This window comes from Arthrobacter sp. Cza30 (assembly GCF_059090765.1).
On sequence record NZ_JBNHGA010000006.1, the window covers coordinates 350,472 to 365,449 of the forward strand.

The window sequence follows — 14,978 nt, forward strand, 5'->3', positions numbered from 1 at the left end:
CCGGTGCCGGAGCCCCGTGCCCGAGCCCATGACGGGGCCGATGCCGGGGCCGGGCAGGAAGGGCCCGTAGACTGGATGCATGCCCGAAATCTCCCCTTCCCCCGCTGCGTCCAGCCACCCGTCGTCCGGCCTGCAGGCCGTTTTCTGGGACATGGACGGAACGCTCGTCGACACCGAGCCGTACTGGATCGAAGCCGAATCCGAATTGGTAGCGTCGTTCGGCGGGGTGTGGAACGACGAACTGGGCAAAAAGCTGGTGGGCAACGCGCTGGAGACATCGGCCGCCGTGCTGCAGCAGGCCGGCGTCGAGCTGGGCATCCGCGAGATTGTCGACCGGCTGATCGACGCCGTGACCGAACGTGTCCGCGGCCGCATCCCGTGGCGCCCCGGCGCGCGGGAGTTGCTCGCGGAGCTGGCCGGGGCAGGCATTCCGTCCGTCCTGGTGACCATGAGCGAGACCAAGCTCGCCGCCGAAGTGGTCAGGGCGCTGCCCGAGGGCAGCTTCCGCCACGTCGTCACCGGTGACATGGTCACGCGTGGCAAGCCGGACCCGGAACCGTACCAGCAGGCCTTCGACTGGCTCAGCGGCCACCTGCCCGGCGCCGACAAGCAGTACGTCGTGGCGCTGGAAGACTCGGTCCCCGGAGTTGCCTCCGCCGAAGCCGCCGGCCTCGTGACCGTGGCCATCCCGCACGTCGTGCCCGTGCCGCCGGCACCGGGGCGCCCGCACTGGGACAGCCTGGCCGGAAAGAGCCTGGCGGACGTGGAGCGCGTCCTGGTGCGCGCCGCCCAGGAAGCAGGAGTATGAGCGGGCAGACCCCCCGGCCGGCGGAGGAAAAAGAGCGCAGCGAAGGGATTCCCCTCGGGCGCATGTTTGGCGTCCCGGTAGTCTTGGCCTGGTCGTGGTTCGTGATCGCCGCCTTCATCGTGCTGATCTTCGGCCCCCAGGTGCAGCGCCTGATGCCGGAAATCGGCGTGGGAGCCTACGCCGTAGCCCTAGGCTATGCGCTGCTGCTGCTGTTCTCAGTGCTGGTGCACGAACTCGCCCACGCCCTGACCGCCCGGACCTTCCGGTGGCCGTCGGCCAAAATCGTGCTCAACCTCTGGGGCGGCCACACGCAGTTCGACAACTTCAACGCCACACCGGGCAAGTCCCTGCTGGTGGCCCTGTCCGGGCCCGTGGCCAACTTTGCGTTGGCCGGCGCCGGCATGCTGGTCCTGCCGCTGTTCCGCGGCGAACCGATTCCGTTCCTGCTGACCGACATCTTCATCTGGGCCAACTTCCTGGTGGCCGTCTTCAATATCCTCCCGGGGCTTCCGTTGGACGGCGGGCGGCTGGTGGAGACCGCGGTCTGGAAGGCGACCGGCAGCCAGGAGAAGGGGACCGTTGCGGCGGGCTGGGCCGGCCGCGCCATCGTGGTGCTGCTGGTGATCGGCGTGATCGGCGTCCCGTTGCTGCGGGGCGGCACGCCGGACCTCCAGCTCGTGGTGCTCATGGTGCTGGTGTGCGGTTTCCTCTGGATGGGCGCCAGTTCCGCTATCTCGCACGCCCGGATGCGCTTGCGGCTGCCGTCCGTCAGCGCCGGGCAGCTCAAGCTTCCGGCCGCGTCGCTGCCCGCCACCGCCACGGTGGACCAGGTGCGGCAGCTGATCCAGGGGCACCCCGGGCTCTCCGTGGTGCTTACCGCCGCGACCGGCCAGCCCGAAGCAGTGGTGGACCGCACGGCGCTGGACCAGGTGCCGCCGCCGGCCGCCGCCCGGACGCCCGCCGCGGCCGTCTCCCGGGCCTTGGCGCCGGGGGCCTACGTCCCGGAGGCGGCCGCCGGCCAGGAGTTGGTGCAGTACCTGGCCCGGCTGTCCGGCAGCGAGTACGCCGTGATCGACGCCGAGGGCCGCGTCACCGGGGTGCTCCAGCAAAGCACGGTGGTCCGCGCCATCACCGGCAAGGCCGGCAGGCTCTGATCCCGCCGGCCGCGCGCGCCGGAACCCGGCCGCCGGCCGGAATACAATCGACGGACCGGCCCGGCACACACCGCCGCGGCCGCACACACAACGACCGGAAGTGATCCACGCATGAGCTCCTCCACCAGCGCGCACGGCTCCGACCAGCGACGCGGGCCGTTCCGGCCCGGGGAACGGGTCCAGCTCACGGACGAAAAGGGCCGGATGAACACCATCACCCTGACGCCCGGTGGCGCGTTCCATACCCACAAGGGCTTCCTGCCGCACGACGAGGTGATCGGACGGCAAGAGGGCACGGTGGTGGCAAACACGGTGGGCCACCGGTACCAGGCCCTGCGCCCCCTGCTTTCGGACTTCGTGCTCTCCATGCCGCGCGGTGCCGCCGTCGTCTACCCCAAGGACGCCGCCCAGATCGTGACCATGGCGGACATCTTCCCGGGCGCCCGGGTGGTGGAGGCCGGGGTCGGCTCGGGTGCGCTGAGCATTTCGCTGCTGCGCGCCGTGGGCGACGGCGGACGGCTGCACTCGTTCGAGCGGCGCGAGGAATTTGCCGACGTCGCCCGCGGCAACGTGGAAACGTTCTTCGGCGGGCCGCACCCTGCCTGGCAGATCTCGCTGGGCGATTTCCAGGACGAAGTCGTCAAAGCCGAGGAACCCGGCAGCGTGGACCGGGTGGTGCTGGACATGCTGGCGCCGTGGGAATGCCTCGACGCCGTGGCGACGGTGCTGGCGCCCGGCGGCGTCTGGATCAGCTACGTCGCGACCGTTACCCAATTGTCACGTACCGCCGAGGCGATCCGGGCCGACGGCCGGTTTACCGAGCCCGACGGCTGGGAGTCGATGGTCCGCGGCTGGCACCTGGAAGGCTTGGCCGTCCGGCCCGACCACCGCATGGTGGCGCACACCGGTTTCCTGCTCACTGCCCGCCGGCTGGCCGGCGGCGAGACGGGCCTGACGCCCAAGCGCCGTCCGTCCAAGACCGGCTTCGCCGCCGAGGACGTGCAGGCGTGGACCGGCGACGAGGACGATTGGAATGCCGAGGCGCTGGGGGAGCGGACCGTGTCCGACCGCCGGCTCCGCCGCGTTGCCAAGGACGCCGCCTCCACCGTGCAGCGGGGAGCGTTCAAAAACATCAATCCCGAAACCGACTGAGGACGGGGCGCGGCCGCTTCCGTGAGGGCATCGGAACAAGATGTCTCGGTTTGGCGTTTTCTTTCGTAGACAGGTGCAGCCGGCGCGGGTGCCGGTTAGTGTCTAGGGAAGGAACCGATCACGGAAGCAGGTCGCGGTGATGAACGACCAGAACCAGAACAACCAACCGGCACCGGCTGAACGGCAGGACGACCAGCGCGACGCGCTGACGGTCGCCCAGCGCCAGATCAACGTCCTGCGCGACAAACTGCGCCACCTGGACAAGCAGTTGGCCGCGGCCACGCAAAACAATTCCCGCCTCGTCTCCACGCTCGAGACCGCGAAGAGCGAGATCGTCCGGCTCAAGTCCGCCCTCGAACGCGACGGCGAAACCCCCTTCAGCTTCGCGACCATCACCCAGGTCAACAAGGCGCAAAGGCCGCGGCCCGGCACGAGCAACGCTGCCATGGTGCAGGAGAGCGTCGACATCGTGCAGTCCGGACGCAAGCTGCGCGTCGCGGTCAGCCCGCTGGTGAAGATGGACCACCTCGCCCCCGGCCAGGAAGTCCTGCTCAATGAGTCGCTGACAGTGATCGCCGCGCTCGGCTTCGAGCGCTCCGGCGAGCTGGTCACCATCAAGGAAATGCTCGACGGCGACCGCGTCCTGGTGGTCGGACGGGCCGACGAGGAACGGGTCGTCAAGCTGTCCGGCGCCCTGCGGACCGAACGGCTCCGGGTCGGCGACGCCGTGTCCATCGACGCCCGCAGCGGTTACGCGCTGGAGAAAATTCCGCGCAGCGAGGTGGAGAACCTCATCCTCGAGGAGGTGCCGGACATCTCCTACGAGGACATCGGCGGCCTCGGTCCGCAGATCGACCAGATCCGCGACGCCGTCGAGCTTCCCTTCCTGCATCCCGACCTCTACCGCGAGCACGGCCTGAAGGCCCCCAAGGGCATCCTGCTCTACGGCCCTCCCGGATGCGGCAAGACGCTGATCGCCAAGGCCGTGGCCAACTCCTTGGCCGCCAAGGCCATCGAGCGCAGCGGCACGGACACCCGCAGCTACTTCCTGAACATCAAGGGACCGGAACTGCTGGACAAGTACGTGGGCGAGACCGAGCGGCACATCCGGCTGATTTTCGCCCGGGCACGCGAGAAGGCCTCCGACGGGAGCCCGGTGGTGGTCTTCTTCGACGAAATGGATTCGCTGTTCCGCACCCGCGGCACGGGCGTCTCGTCCGACGTCGAAACGACCATCGTGCCGCAGCTGCTGTCCGAGATCGACGGCGTGGAGAAGCTGGAGAACGTGATCGTCATCGGCGCCTCCAACCGCGAGGACATGATCGACCCGGCCATCCTGCGCCCCGGCCGGCTGGACGTGAAGATCAAGATCCACCGGCCGGACGCCGAGGCGGCCGCGGACATCTTCGCCAAGTACCTCACCACCAATCTCCCCATCCATGCCGAGGACCTCGCCGAGCACGGGCAGGACCGCAAGGCCACCATCGACGCGATGATCCAGCGCACGGTCGAGGAGATGTACTCCACGGACAAGTCCAACGAGTACCTTGAAGTCACCTACGCCAGCGGCGACACGGAAATGCTCTACTTCAAGGACTTCAATTCCGGCGCCGTCATCCAGAACGTGGTGGACCGGGCCAAGAAGAACGCCATCAAGGACCTGCTGACCAACCAGCAGAAGGGCCTGCGGATCGAGCATCTGCTCAGCGCCGTGGTGGACGAATTCCGCGAGCACGAGGACCTCCCCAACACCACCAACCCGGACGACTGGGCCCGGATTTCCGGCAAGAAGGGCGAGCGGATCACCTACATCCGCACCATCGTGCAGGGCAAGGCCGGGCAGGAGGCCGGCAAGGCCATCGAAACGATGTCGAACACCGGGCAGTACTTGTGAGCGTCTATCGCGTGATGGGTTCGGAGACGGAGTATGGCATCCATGCTCCCGGCGAACCCCTGGCCAACTCCACTGTGCTCTCCTCGCAGGTGATCAACGCGTACGCGGCGACCATGCGGAAGGGCCTGGGGAATCTGGCCGGCACCCGGTGGGATTACACCGACGAGGAGCCGCTGCACGATGCCCGGGGATTCGACCTCTCGCGCGACCAGGCCGACCCGTCCCAGCTGACCGATGTCCCGCCGATCCTCGACGCCGAGCAGATAGCGCTGGCCGGCGGCCGCGCGGCCGGCAGCGAGTTCTACACGGACGAATCCTCCGGCGTGCTCATGAACATGGTGCTCAGCAACGGGGCCCGGCTGTACGTGGACCACGCCCACCCGGAATACTCCTCGCCCGAGGTGACCAACCCGCTGGATGCGGTGCGCTGGGACAAGGCGGGCGACGCCGTCGTGCTCGCGGCGATGCGCAGGATCGCCGCCACGCCGGGATTCTCGCCGGTGAACCTGTACAAGAACAACACGGACAACAAGTCGGTCTCCTACGGCGCGCACGAGAACTACCTGATGCCGCGCAGCGTGCCGTTCAACCGGATCGTCACCGGCTTGATTCCGTTTTTCGTGTCCCGGCAGGTCGTGTGCGGTGCCGGACGGGTGGGGCTGGGCAGCAACGGCCGCACCCCGGGCTACCAGGTCAGCCAGCGGGCGGATTTCTTCGAGGCCGAAGTGGGGTTGGAGACCACCATCCGGCGGCCCATCATCAACACCAGGGACGAACCGCACGCGGTCGCGGACAAGTACCGGCGGCTGCACGTGATCATCGGCGACGCGAACCTGAGCGAGGTGTCGATTTTTCTCAAGATGGGCACCACCGCCGTCGTGCTGTCCATGATCGAACACGGCGAGGTGCCGGACGTCCAGCTGGCCGACCCGGTGCAGGCCCTGCAGGCGATCAGCCACGACCCCTCCCTGCAGCAGAAGGTCGCGCTCAAGGACGGCAGCATGGTCACCGGCCTGGACCTGCAGGAGATCTACCTGCAGGCGGCGGTGGAGCATTGCCGCCGGCACGGCACCGACAGCGGCCAGACCGCGGACGTGCTGCGGCGCTGGGCTGCGGTGCTGGAGACACTCCGCCGCGACCCGATGGGCGCCGCGGACCAGCTGGACTGGGTGGCCAAGCTCAAACTGCTGCAGGCCTACCGGGACCGGGACGGCATGGAATGGGGCGACCCGCGCCTGGGCCTGATCGACCTGCAATATGCCGACGTCCGGCCCGAGAAGGGCCTCTACCACCGCCTGGCCGCACGCGGCCGGATCCGCCGGCTGCTCTCGGACGCCCAGATCGACGCCGCCGTGGGCGAGCCGCCCGAGGACACTCGTGCCTACTTTCGCGGGAAGTGCATTCAGCACTTCCCCCGCGAGGTGGTCGGGGCCAGCTGGGACTCGGTGATTTTCGATCTTCCCGACCGGCGCCGGCTGCAGCGCATCCCCACCCGCGAGCCGTTGCGCGGCAACCGCGCACTGACCGGCAGGCTCTTCGAGGAGGCTTCGTCGGCAGAGGAGTTCATCACGGCGTTGCTGGGCCCCGCGGACGAGCCCCACGTGGCAACATAAGCACTAGGACAGAGTCGATCGTCCCACCAGAAGGAGGCCATCATGGCAACCCAGGACCGCAAGAACGTGGACTCGCGCCGCGACGACGAAGAGTACGACGACGAGCCCACGCCCGAGCCTGCCGCCGCACCTGCCGGGCAGGCCGAGACCGAAGGCACGGATGATCTGCTGGACGAGATCGACGGCGTGCTGGAACAGAACGCGGAAGAATTTGTGCGCGGTTTCGTGCAGAAGGGCGGCCAGTAGTTGATGGACATGCCGGCCGGCGGTCCGGGCTCGGTTTTCGCCCAGATTTCCCATTCAGCCACCGCCTCCTTCAGCGAGTATCTGGCGCGCACCGCCCCGGATCTGCTGCCGGGCGCCCGCGGGGCCCAGCAACTGCCGGCGGGGGCCGCACCGATGGTGCCCCACGGCACGACCATCGTCTCGATGACGTTCGCCGGCGGCGTGCTCATGGCCGGCGACCGGCGGGCAACCATGGGCAACTTGATTGCCAGCCGGCACATTGAAAAGGTCTTTCCGGCCGATTCCCATTCGCTGCTGGGCATCGCCGGCACCGCCGGAATCGCCCTGGACATCACGCGGCTCTTCCAGGTGGAACTCGAGCACTACGAGAAGATCGAAGGCACGCTGCTCAGCCTCGACGGCAAGGCCAACCGGCTGGGGGCGATGATCCGGTCGAACCTGCCGATGGCGATGCAGGGCCTCGCGGTCATTCCGCTGTTCGCCGGTTTCGATGCGGAGCGCCGGGTGGGCCGGCTGTTCTCCTACGATGTTACGGGCGGACGCTATGAGGAGCAGGAGCACCACAGCGTGGGGTCCGGGTCGGTCTTTGCCCGCGGGGCGCTGAAGAAGCTCTGGCAGCCGAACCTGGAGGAAGCGGCAGCGGTCCGGGTGGCCATCGAAGCCCTGTACGACGCCGCCGACGACGACTCGGCGACCGGGGGACCGGATGCCGTCCGGCAGGTGTGGCCCGTGATCTACACCGTCAACGCCGCCGGCGCCCGCCGGATCCCGGACCGGGAACTGGCCGTCACGTCCGAGGCCGTCATCGGCGCGCGCGCCGTGGCCGGACGGGAGGCCTGAGCATGACGCAGCAGTTCTATGTCTCGCCCGAACAGCTGATGAAGGACCGGGCGGACTTCGCCCGGAAAGGCATCGCCCGGGGCCGTTCTGTGGTGGTGCTCAGCTGCTCCGAGGGAATCGCGCTGGTCGCCGAAAACCCCTCGCCGGCGCTGCACAAGATCGGGGAAATCTACGACCGGATCGCGTTCGCAGCGGTCGGCAAGTACAACGAGTTCGAAAGCCTGCGCCAGGCCGGTGTCCGCTACGCCGACGTGCGCGGCTACTCCTATGACCGGGACGACGTCACGGGCCGCGGCCTCGCCAGCGTCTATGCGCAAAGCCTGGGCGCCGTGTTCACCGCCGACAGCAAGCCGTTCGAAGTGGAGCTTGCCGTCGCCGAGGTCGGCGATACGCCGGCCGAAGACCGGCTGTTCCGGCTGACCTTCGACGGGTCTATCGCCGACGAACGCGGCTTCGTGGTGATGGGTGGTTCGGCCGAGGCGGTGGGCGAGAGGCTGCGCGGCAACCGGGGCGCCGACCGGGACTTTTCCGGCGCGGTCCGGGCGGCGGTGGCCGCCCTGTCCGGCGGGACCGGCGAACTGGAGGCGGGGCAGGGCAGGGAACTGCGTCCCGAGGGACTGGAAGTCGCCGTCCTGGACCGCGACCCGCTGTCCACCCGGGGGAGCCGGCGCGCCTTCCGCCGGTTGCCCACCGCTGAACTGGACCGGATATTGGGCGAGGGAATGGACGGCTAGCCATGGATCGACGCATCTTCGGGATCGAGACCGAGTTCGGCATTTCCTATTCGGCGCCGGATTCGCGCCCGCTCTCGCCCGAAGAGGTGGCCCGCTACCTCTTCCGCAAAGTGGTCACGTGGGGCAGGTCGTCCAACGTGTTCCTGACCAACGGGTCCCGGCTCTACCTGGACGTCGGGTCCCATCCGGAGTACGCCACCGCGGAATGCGACGACGTCGCCCAGCTGGTGGCGCAGGACCGGGCGGGGGAACTGATCCTCGAAGACCTGATGAACGAAGCCCAGGAGCGGCTGGCGCGGGAGGGGTTCGGCGGCAGCGTCTACCTGTTCAAGAACAACACCGATTCCGCCGGGAATTCCTACGGAAGCCACGAAAACTACCTGATCCCGCGCAAACTGGAATTCTCCCGGCTGGCCGACATCATGATCCCGTTCCTGGTGACGCGGCAGATCCTGGTCGGTGCCGGCAAGGTGCTCAAGACGCAAAACGGCTCCATCTACGCCTTCTCCCAGCGCGCCGACCACATTTGGGAGGGCGTCTCGTCCGCCACCACCCGGTCACGGCCGATCATCAACACGAGGGACGAACCGCACGCAGATGCCGAGTACTACCGGCGGCTGCATGTCATCAACGGCGACTCAAACATGTCCGAGTCCACCACCATGCTCAAGGTCGGGACGGTGGACCTGCTCCTGCGGATGATCGAAGCGGGGGTCATCATGCGCGACCTCCGGCTGGAAAACCCGATCCGCAGCATCCGGGACATCTCGCACGACCTGACCGGCCGCAGGCCGCTGAAACTGGCCAGCGGGCGGGAGATGTCCGCGCTGGCCATGCAGCAGGAATACCTGGCCAAGGCGCGCGGGTTCGTCCAGGCCAACGGGGCACACAGCCCGCACGTGGAGCGCATCCTCGACTTGTGGGAACGGACCCTGGCGGCGGTCGAATCGGGCGACCACCGCGGCATCGAGCGGGAAATCGACTGGGCCATCAAGAAGCGGCTGATCAACCGGATCATGGACCGCCAGGCGATCGACCTGGATCACCCGCGTATCGCGCAGGTGGATTTGACCTACCACGACATCTCCAGCCGGCGCGGCCTCTACCACCTGCTGCAGGCACGCGGGGAGGTGGCCCGGGTGGTGGAGGAACAGGACGTCAAGGACGCCGTGGACCGGCCGCCGCAGACCACCCGCGCCAAACTGCGCGGCGACTTTGTCCGCGCGACCCGGGAAAACGGGCGCGACTTCACGGTCGACTGGGTCCACCTGAAGCTCAACGACCGCTCCCAGCAGACCATCCTCTGCAAAGACCCGTTCAAAAGCGAAGACCCCAGGGTCGAGGCACTGCTCGCCACCTTGTGACCTCCGCGCTGTATTCCAAGCGGTTCACCAGATTTCTCTGCGAGAATGTCCCGTGCCCCGCAAGTTCCGCGATAAGAAAGTCGATTGTGCGCAAAATACTCTCCATCCTCCTGCCGGCCGCCTTGCTGCTCACCGCGTGCGGCGGTAACGGCGATTCGGGTTCGGACAGCCTGGATGACATCTCCGTGACCTCCGGCGCAGAGGGCGCCGCCCCCGCCGTCGAATTCGCCGCGCCGCTGGAGCTGCCCGAATCCCGGGCCGAAGTCATCACCGAAGGCGAGGGGGACGGTGCTGCCGCGGGCCAGTGGATCCGCTACCGGCTGCTGGCCAAGGACGCCGTCACCGGCGAACAACTCGGCGAGACGTACTCCGGCCTGGCCGACCAGACGGTGGAACTGAGCGAGGGCTTCGAGACCGCCGACCCCGCCCTGTACGAGGCGCTGCTCGGTTCCAACCCGGGCAGCGAGATCGCCTACTACGTCCAGCCGCCGGCCGAGGCCGGCGCCTCCGCGCCCGCGCAGAACCCGCAGCTGCTTTTCCTGACCGTGCAGGACGTCAAGGACAAGGGCGTCAAGGCCGACGCGGCCGAGGTCGCGGAACTGGAGAAGGCCGGCAAACTGCCGGAGATCACGCTCGACGACGAGGGCGTCCCCGCGGTCAAGATCCCGGAAGGAAACGACGCCCCGGACAACCTGATCGTGAATGTCATCGAAGAAGGCGACGGCAAGGAGGCCACCGAGACCAGCACCGTGAAGGCGAACTACGCCGGGTGGAACTGGGCCGCGGGCACCGAATTCGACTCCAGCTTCTCCCGCGGAGAAGCGACCGAATTCCCGCTGGACGGCGTCATCGAAGGCTGGACCAAGGGGCTGGCCGGCCTGAAGGAAGGCTCGAAGGTCATGCTGTCCATTCCCACTGAACTGGCCTACGTCCAGGGCCAGGGAGATGCCGTGGGGGACCTCATCTTCTACGTGGAGCTGACGGACGTCCAGTAAGGGATGCCGCCGCACCGTGCGGTAACGTAGCCGACGCAGCACCAGATACACGTCAAGCAAGAGAGGTTCAGCATGTCTTTTGGCAAGCGCGAATATGACCGCACCAAACCCGAGATCGACTTCCCCGGGACCGAAACCCCGCAGGACCTGGTGATCGAAGACATCATCGTGGGAGACGGCGCCGAGGCCAAGGCCGGCGACACCGTATCCACCCACTACGTGGGCGTTGCCTGGTCCACCGGCGAAGAGTTCGACGCATCGTGGAACCGCGGCGCACCGCTGGACTTCCGCGTCGGCGTCGGCCAGGTCATCCAGGGCTGGGACCAGGGCCTGCTGGGCATGAAGGTGGGCGGCCGCCGCCGGCTGGAGATTCCGGCCCACCTCGCCTACGGCGACCGCGGCGCAGGGTCCGCGATCGCGCCGGGCGAATCGCTGATCTTCGTGGTGGACCTGCTCGGCGTCCGCTGAGCCCACCAACCGGCTACCGGGGGCGGAGCGACGGAGAACGTTAGTTCATCGTTACTCCGCCCCTTCGGCGTTGACTTCGCCCCGAAACCCTCCAGCCAGTAACGTTTCAACTATGTCCGCCTCCAAGACCGAACGACTCCTCAACCTGCTGATCGCGCTGCTGGAACGCCGCCGGGGCTACAGCAAGGAAGAGCTGCGCGCGCTGATCCCGCCGTATCGCGAGGCGACCAGCGACGACGCCTTCAACCGGCTGTTCGAGCGGGACAAAGAAGACCTGCGGGAAATGGGCATCCCGGTGGAGACGTTCCCGGACGACACGCTCTACGAAAACGACAACAGCGGGCTGCGGTACCGGATCGACCGGCACAAGTACCGGTTGCCGGAACTCCACTTCACCGCCCGGGAGAGCGCGGTGCTCTCGCTCGCCTCCCGCTTGTGGCAGCAGGCCTCGCTGGGGTCGGCGGCCGCCCGGGCCGTGCGCCGGCTCGACGTGCAGGGAGCCCTGGCCGACGGCGATCCACTGATCGGGGTGGAACCGCGCATCCGGACCGCGGAGCCGGCCTTCGAACCGCTGCTCAAGGCGGTGCTGGACCACACCCCCGTCTCCTTCGACTACCGGTCGCCCAAGGACGGCCGGCCGCAGCCGCGTCGGGTCGAGCCCTGGGGGCTGGGCAACCGGTACGGCCACTGGTACCTGGCCGGCCGCGACCTGGACCGGGACGCGCAGCGCACCTTCCGGCTGTCCAGGGTCACCTCCGCCATCAAGAAGCTGAACGGGACCTACAGCATCCCGGAAGGGTTCGCCATGCGCCCGGTGCTGGACGGGCTGCAGGCGCCGGAGGACAACGGGACCGCCGTGCTCCTGCTCCGGCAGGACAAAGCCAACTCGCTGCGCGCGGCGGCCGCCGCCGCCGAGGGTGTCCGGCCCCCGGCGGGCTGGGACGCCGTCACCCTGGGCTACGGCGACGCGGAGGTGCTGGCGGAGGAAATTGCCTCGCACGGCGCCAACGCCCTGGTTCAGGGCCCGGACGAGCTGCGCGGCGCCGTGGTGCGCCGGCTGGAAGGCGCCCTGGCCGCCGCGACCCAGGCACCGCCGTCGTATGCCCTGCTGGAGGACGGTTCACGGCCGGCACGGAAGACGGGGTCGCTGGACCATCTGCCGCGGCTGCTGGACCTGGTCTCCTACGTCACGGCGAATCCGGGGGTGCCGCTGGACGCCACCGCCGAGAAGTTCAAGATCAGCAAGAACCAGCTGATCAAGGACCTGAACCTGCTGTTCGTCTGCGGGACTCCCGGCTACGGCCCGGACCAGCTCATCGAAGCGTTCTGGGAAGACGGCACCATCTCCATTAACAACGCCGACGAGATCGACAAGCCGGTGCGCCTGAGCCTGGACGAGGCGCTCTCGCTGGTGGTCGGCCTGCAGGCCCTCGAGACCGTGCCCGGGGTGGGGGAGCAGCCCGCCCTGCGCAGCGCGCTCAGCAAGCTGCTGGCGGCGGCCGGCGGGGTTGCCGCCCGCCACACGGCCATCGCCGCGGATTTGGCGGCCGAGGGCAGCACGCCCGAGGTGCTCGCGCTGCAGGAAGCCGCGGCCGCCCGGCGGAGCGTGGACATCGACTACCTCGTGCCGTCGCGGGATGAGATGACGAACCGCCGGATCGACCCGCTCCGGGTCTTCGCCGTGGACGGCCACTGGTACACCGAGGCCTGGTGCCACCGCCAGCAGGCCGTGCGGCAGTTCCGGGTGGACCGCATGCGCTCCCTGGCCGCCACCGCCGAGCGCTTTGAGCCGCCGGCGGAACGGAGCAGCGAATTCCCCGACAGCCTGTTCACCCCGCAGGAGACGGACCAGGTGGTGGTGCTGCGGATCTCCGAGCGCCTGGCCGAACTGGCCGACCAATACAATGCCCGGCGCCGCGCGGTCCTGGCGGACGGTTCGCTCGCGGCCGAAATCCGGCTCTCCAGCACGGCGGTGCTGCCCGGCCTGGCGGCACGCCACGGCGGCGAAGTTGCCGTGCTGGAACCGGCGGAGGCGGCGGGCCAGACGCGGGAATGGCTGCGGCAGGCGCTGGAGGCCTACCGCGAGGCCCCGGCTTCGGCCGGAAGCTAGAGTGGACAGCATGCCCCTTTGGTTCTGGATCCTGCTCTGGGTTGCCCTCTGCGCGCTGGCCCTGGTGTTCATCGCCCTGCTCGGCTGGCGGATTTTCCGCCAGTTCGTGCGAACTTTGCGTGAATTCGAGGCGGCGGCCGACCGGCTGGCCGGCGGACTCCCAACGGAACAGCAGCCCGCCGACCCGCACCGGCCCCGGCTGGCACTCTTCGCCGACTCCGCGGTACTCAAGGAGGAATACGTCCAGGGCAAGGAGCGGCGGCGCGAGGAGCGGAGGCGGCGCCGGTTCGCCCGGCGTACGGCCCGCGGGCAGCGGCAGTCCCTGCGCGACCTGCGGCTGTCCTGACCCGCCGATGGCATAGGATGGACTAGACGAAAGGAACCACGCATGGGACGACTCTTCGATAACCCCTGGACCATCATTATTCTGGTCATCATTGTGCTGCTGCTCTTCGGCGCACCGAAGCTGCCGGGCCTTGCCCGCAGCCTGGGCCAGTCCATGCGGATCTTCAAGTCCGAGGTGAAGCAGATGAAGGACGACGACGCGTCCGCCACCGACCCGGACTCGGAACCCGTCGAGGGCCGCGTGGTCAACCCGCCGCGGAACAACACTGACAACCGCGGACAGCAGCCGAATGCGAACGGCGGATCCCCATCGCCGCACCAGCAGTAAGGGCCGTGGCCGGTAAGAAAGGCCGGAAGGCCAACCCTGAGGGGCGGATGCCGCTCAAGGCCCATCTGAAAGAACTCCGCAACCGGCTCATCATTTCCGGCATTGCCGTCCTGCTCGGCGCGGTCGCCGGCTGGTTCCTGTACGACCCCGTGATGGTCGCCGTCCAGGCACCGCTGATGGAAATCTCGGCGGAAGAGGGCCGGCGCGCGGAAATCAACTACGGCAGTGTCGGATCTCCGTTCGACCTGAAAATCCAGGTCTCCATCTTCCTGGGGCTGCTGGTCAGTTCCCCGGTGTGGATCTACCAGGTGTGGGCCTTCATCACGCCCGGCCTGAAGACCAAGGAACGCCGCTACACGCTCGGCTTCATGGTCGCCGCCGTGCCGCTGTTCCTGCTCGGGATCTACTTCGGCTGGATCGTGCTCCCGGAGATCGTCAAGGTCCTGACCATGTTCACGCCGGAAGGCGGTGTGAACCAGATCCTGGCCACCGACTACCTGACGTTCGTGATGCGGATGTTCCTTTCCCTCGGCATCGCGTTCCTGCTCCCCGTGGTGTTGGTGGGGCTGAATTTCGCCGGTCTGCTGTCCGGCCGCCGCGTGATCAAGAGCTGGCGGATCGTGGTGTTCGTGGTCTGCCTGGTGGCGGCGATGGCCGCCCCCGGCCCGGACGCCATGTCCATGTTCCTGCTGGCGGCCCCCTTGCTGGTGTTGTTCTTCGTGGCAACCGGCATCAGCCTGCTCAACGACAAGCGGCGGGACAAGCGGCGCAAGGTCCGTGAAGCGGAAGTCGCCGCCGGCGTCGACCAGGCCACGCCGCTCGATCAGCTGAAGGCCGACGACCCGGAGCAGGACGGAGCCAAATAGGCTGCGGCCGGTCAGGGGTCGGCGGCACCCATCGGGCCGGCGGATTTAAGCGGATAGGCTT

15 protein-coding genes are annotated in these 14,978 nt (G+C 68.2%); all 15 read left to right on the plus strand.

Features of this window, described 5'->3' with window-relative positions; translation table 11 throughout:
* The first annotated feature begins 79 nt into the window (after positions 1–79).
* The 15 genes from AC5RVZ_RS22290 (at position 80) to tatC (ending at position 14,917) form a co-directional block, all read left to right on the plus strand.
* The gene (locus AC5RVZ_RS22290; RefSeq protein ID WP_494067827.1) at positions 80–808 is read left to right on the plus strand and encodes an HAD family hydrolase; all 729 of its coding nucleotides are present in this window, start codon (positions 80–82) and stop codon (positions 806–808) included.
* Entirely contained in the window at positions 805–1,962 is a 1,158-nt protein-coding gene (locus AC5RVZ_RS22295; RefSeq protein ID WP_494067828.1) for a site-2 protease family protein, read from the plus strand. Before AC5RVZ_RS22290 ends, AC5RVZ_RS22295 begins: the two co-directional genes overlap by 4 nt.
* A 111-nt stretch (positions 1,963–2,073) precedes the next feature.
* Positions 2,074–3,114, plus strand: a complete 1,041-nt coding sequence (locus tag AC5RVZ_RS22300; protein ID WP_494067829.1) for a tRNA (adenine-N1)-methyltransferase — start codon at positions 2,074–2,076, stop codon at positions 3,112–3,114.
* 205 nt (positions 3,115–3,319) lie between these two features.
* On the plus strand, positions 3,320–5,008 hold the full coding sequence (gene arc / locus AC5RVZ_RS22305; protein ID WP_494067934.1) for a proteasome ATPase: 1,689 nt from the start codon (positions 3,320–3,322) through the stop codon (positions 5,006–5,008).
* Positions 5,009–5,022: 14 nt separating this feature from the next.
* Positions 5,023–6,621: a depupylase/deamidase Dop gene (gene dop / locus AC5RVZ_RS22310; RefSeq protein ID WP_494067935.1), complete on the plus strand. Its 1,599-nt coding sequence runs from the start codon at positions 5,023–5,025 to the stop codon at positions 6,619–6,621.
* Positions 6,622–6,663: 42 nt separating this feature from the next.
* Entirely contained in the window at positions 6,664–6,867 is a 204-nt protein-coding gene (locus tag AC5RVZ_RS22315; RefSeq protein ID WP_494025913.1) for a ubiquitin-like protein Pup, read from the plus strand.
* Positions 6,868–6,870: 3 nt separating this feature from the next.
* The gene (gene prcB, locus AC5RVZ_RS22320) at positions 6,871–7,707 is read left to right on the plus strand and encodes a proteasome subunit beta (RefSeq protein WP_494067936.1); all 837 of its coding nucleotides are present in this window, start codon (positions 6,871–6,873) and stop codon (positions 7,705–7,707) included.
* Positions 7,708–7,709: 2 nt separating this feature from the next.
* Positions 7,710–8,441 carry a proteasome subunit alpha gene (gene prcA / locus AC5RVZ_RS22325; RefSeq protein WP_494067830.1) on the plus strand — a complete coding sequence of 244 codons (732 nt, stop codon included), beginning with the start codon at positions 7,710–7,712 and terminating at the stop codon, positions 8,439–8,441.
* Between the two features lie 2 nt (positions 8,442–8,443).
* Positions 8,444–9,805, plus strand: a complete 1,362-nt coding sequence (pafA, locus tag AC5RVZ_RS22330) for a Pup--protein ligase (protein ID WP_494067831.1) — start codon at positions 8,444–8,446, stop codon at positions 9,803–9,805.
* An 86-nt stretch (positions 9,806–9,891) separates the two neighbouring features.
* Positions 9,892–10,800 carry an FKBP-type peptidyl-prolyl cis-trans isomerase gene (locus AC5RVZ_RS22335; protein ID WP_494067832.1) on the plus strand — a complete coding sequence of 303 codons (909 nt, stop codon included), beginning with the start codon at positions 9,892–9,894 and terminating at the stop codon, positions 10,798–10,800.
* Positions 10,801–10,872: 72 nt separating this feature from the next.
* The gene (locus AC5RVZ_RS22340) at positions 10,873–11,268 is read left to right on the plus strand and encodes an FKBP-type peptidyl-prolyl cis-trans isomerase (protein WP_493978452.1); all 396 of its coding nucleotides are present in this window, start codon (positions 10,873–10,875) and stop codon (positions 11,266–11,268) included.
* A gap of 112 nt (positions 11,269–11,380) precedes the next feature.
* Positions 11,381–13,378, plus strand: a complete 1,998-nt coding sequence (locus AC5RVZ_RS22345) for a helix-turn-helix transcriptional regulator (protein WP_494067833.1) — start codon at positions 11,381–11,383, stop codon at positions 13,376–13,378.
* A gap of 10 nt (positions 13,379–13,388) precedes the next feature.
* The gene (locus tag AC5RVZ_RS22350) at positions 13,389–13,724 is read left to right on the plus strand and encodes a hypothetical protein (protein ID WP_494067834.1); all 336 of its coding nucleotides are present in this window, start codon (positions 13,389–13,391) and stop codon (positions 13,722–13,724) included.
* Positions 13,725–13,766: 42 nt separating this feature from the next.
* Positions 13,767–14,051: a Sec-independent protein translocase subunit TatA gene (gene tatA / locus AC5RVZ_RS22355; RefSeq protein WP_494067835.1), complete on the plus strand. Its 285-nt coding sequence runs from the start codon at positions 13,767–13,769 to the stop codon at positions 14,049–14,051.
* Positions 14,052–14,056: 5 nt separating this feature from the next.
* Entirely contained in the window at positions 14,057–14,917 is an 861-nt protein-coding gene (gene tatC / locus AC5RVZ_RS22360) for a twin-arginine translocase subunit TatC (RefSeq protein ID WP_494067836.1), read from the plus strand.
* The last annotated feature ends 61 nt before the right edge of the window (positions 14,918–14,978 follow it).

Bases quoted from the DNA above. Each gene is read 5' to 3' on its own strand.
- tatA (WP_494067835.1), top strand. From the start codon at position 13,767: ATGGGACGACTCTTCGATAACCCCTGGACCATCATTATTCTGGTCATC.
- prcB (WP_494067936.1), top strand. From the start codon at position 6,871: ATGGACATGCCGGCCGGCGGTCCGGGCTCGGTTTTCGCCCAGATTTCC.
- AC5RVZ_RS22295 (WP_494067828.1), top strand. From the start codon at position 805: ATGAGCGGGCAGACCCCCCGGCCGGCGGAGGAAAAAGAGCGCAGCGAA.
- pafA (WP_494067831.1), top strand. From the start codon at position 8,444: ATGGATCGACGCATCTTCGGGATCGAGACCGAGTTCGGCATTTCCTAT.
- AC5RVZ_RS22315 (WP_494025913.1), top strand. From the start codon at position 6,664: ATGGCAACCCAGGACCGCAAGAACGTGGACTCGCGCCGCGACGACGAA.
- AC5RVZ_RS22345 (WP_494067833.1), top strand. From the start codon at position 11,381: ATGTCCGCCTCCAAGACCGAACGACTCCTCAACCTGCTGATCGCGCTG.
- AC5RVZ_RS22340 (WP_493978452.1), top strand. From the start codon at position 10,873: ATGTCTTTTGGCAAGCGCGAATATGACCGCACCAAACCCGAGATCGAC.
- AC5RVZ_RS22350 (WP_494067834.1), top strand. From the start codon at position 13,389: ATGCCCCTTTGGTTCTGGATCCTGCTCTGGGTTGCCCTCTGCGCGCTG.
- AC5RVZ_RS22300 (WP_494067829.1), top strand. From the start codon at position 2,074: ATGAGCTCCTCCACCAGCGCGCACGGCTCCGACCAGCGACGCGGGCCG.
- prcA (WP_494067830.1), top strand. From the start codon at position 7,710: ATGACGCAGCAGTTCTATGTCTCGCCCGAACAGCTGATGAAGGACCGG.
- dop (WP_494067935.1), top strand. From the start codon at position 5,023: ATGGGTTCGGAGACGGAGTATGGCATCCATGCTCCCGGCGAACCCCTG.
- AC5RVZ_RS22290 (WP_494067827.1), top strand. From the start codon at position 80: ATGCCCGAAATCTCCCCTTCCCCCGCTGCGTCCAGCCACCCGTCGTCC.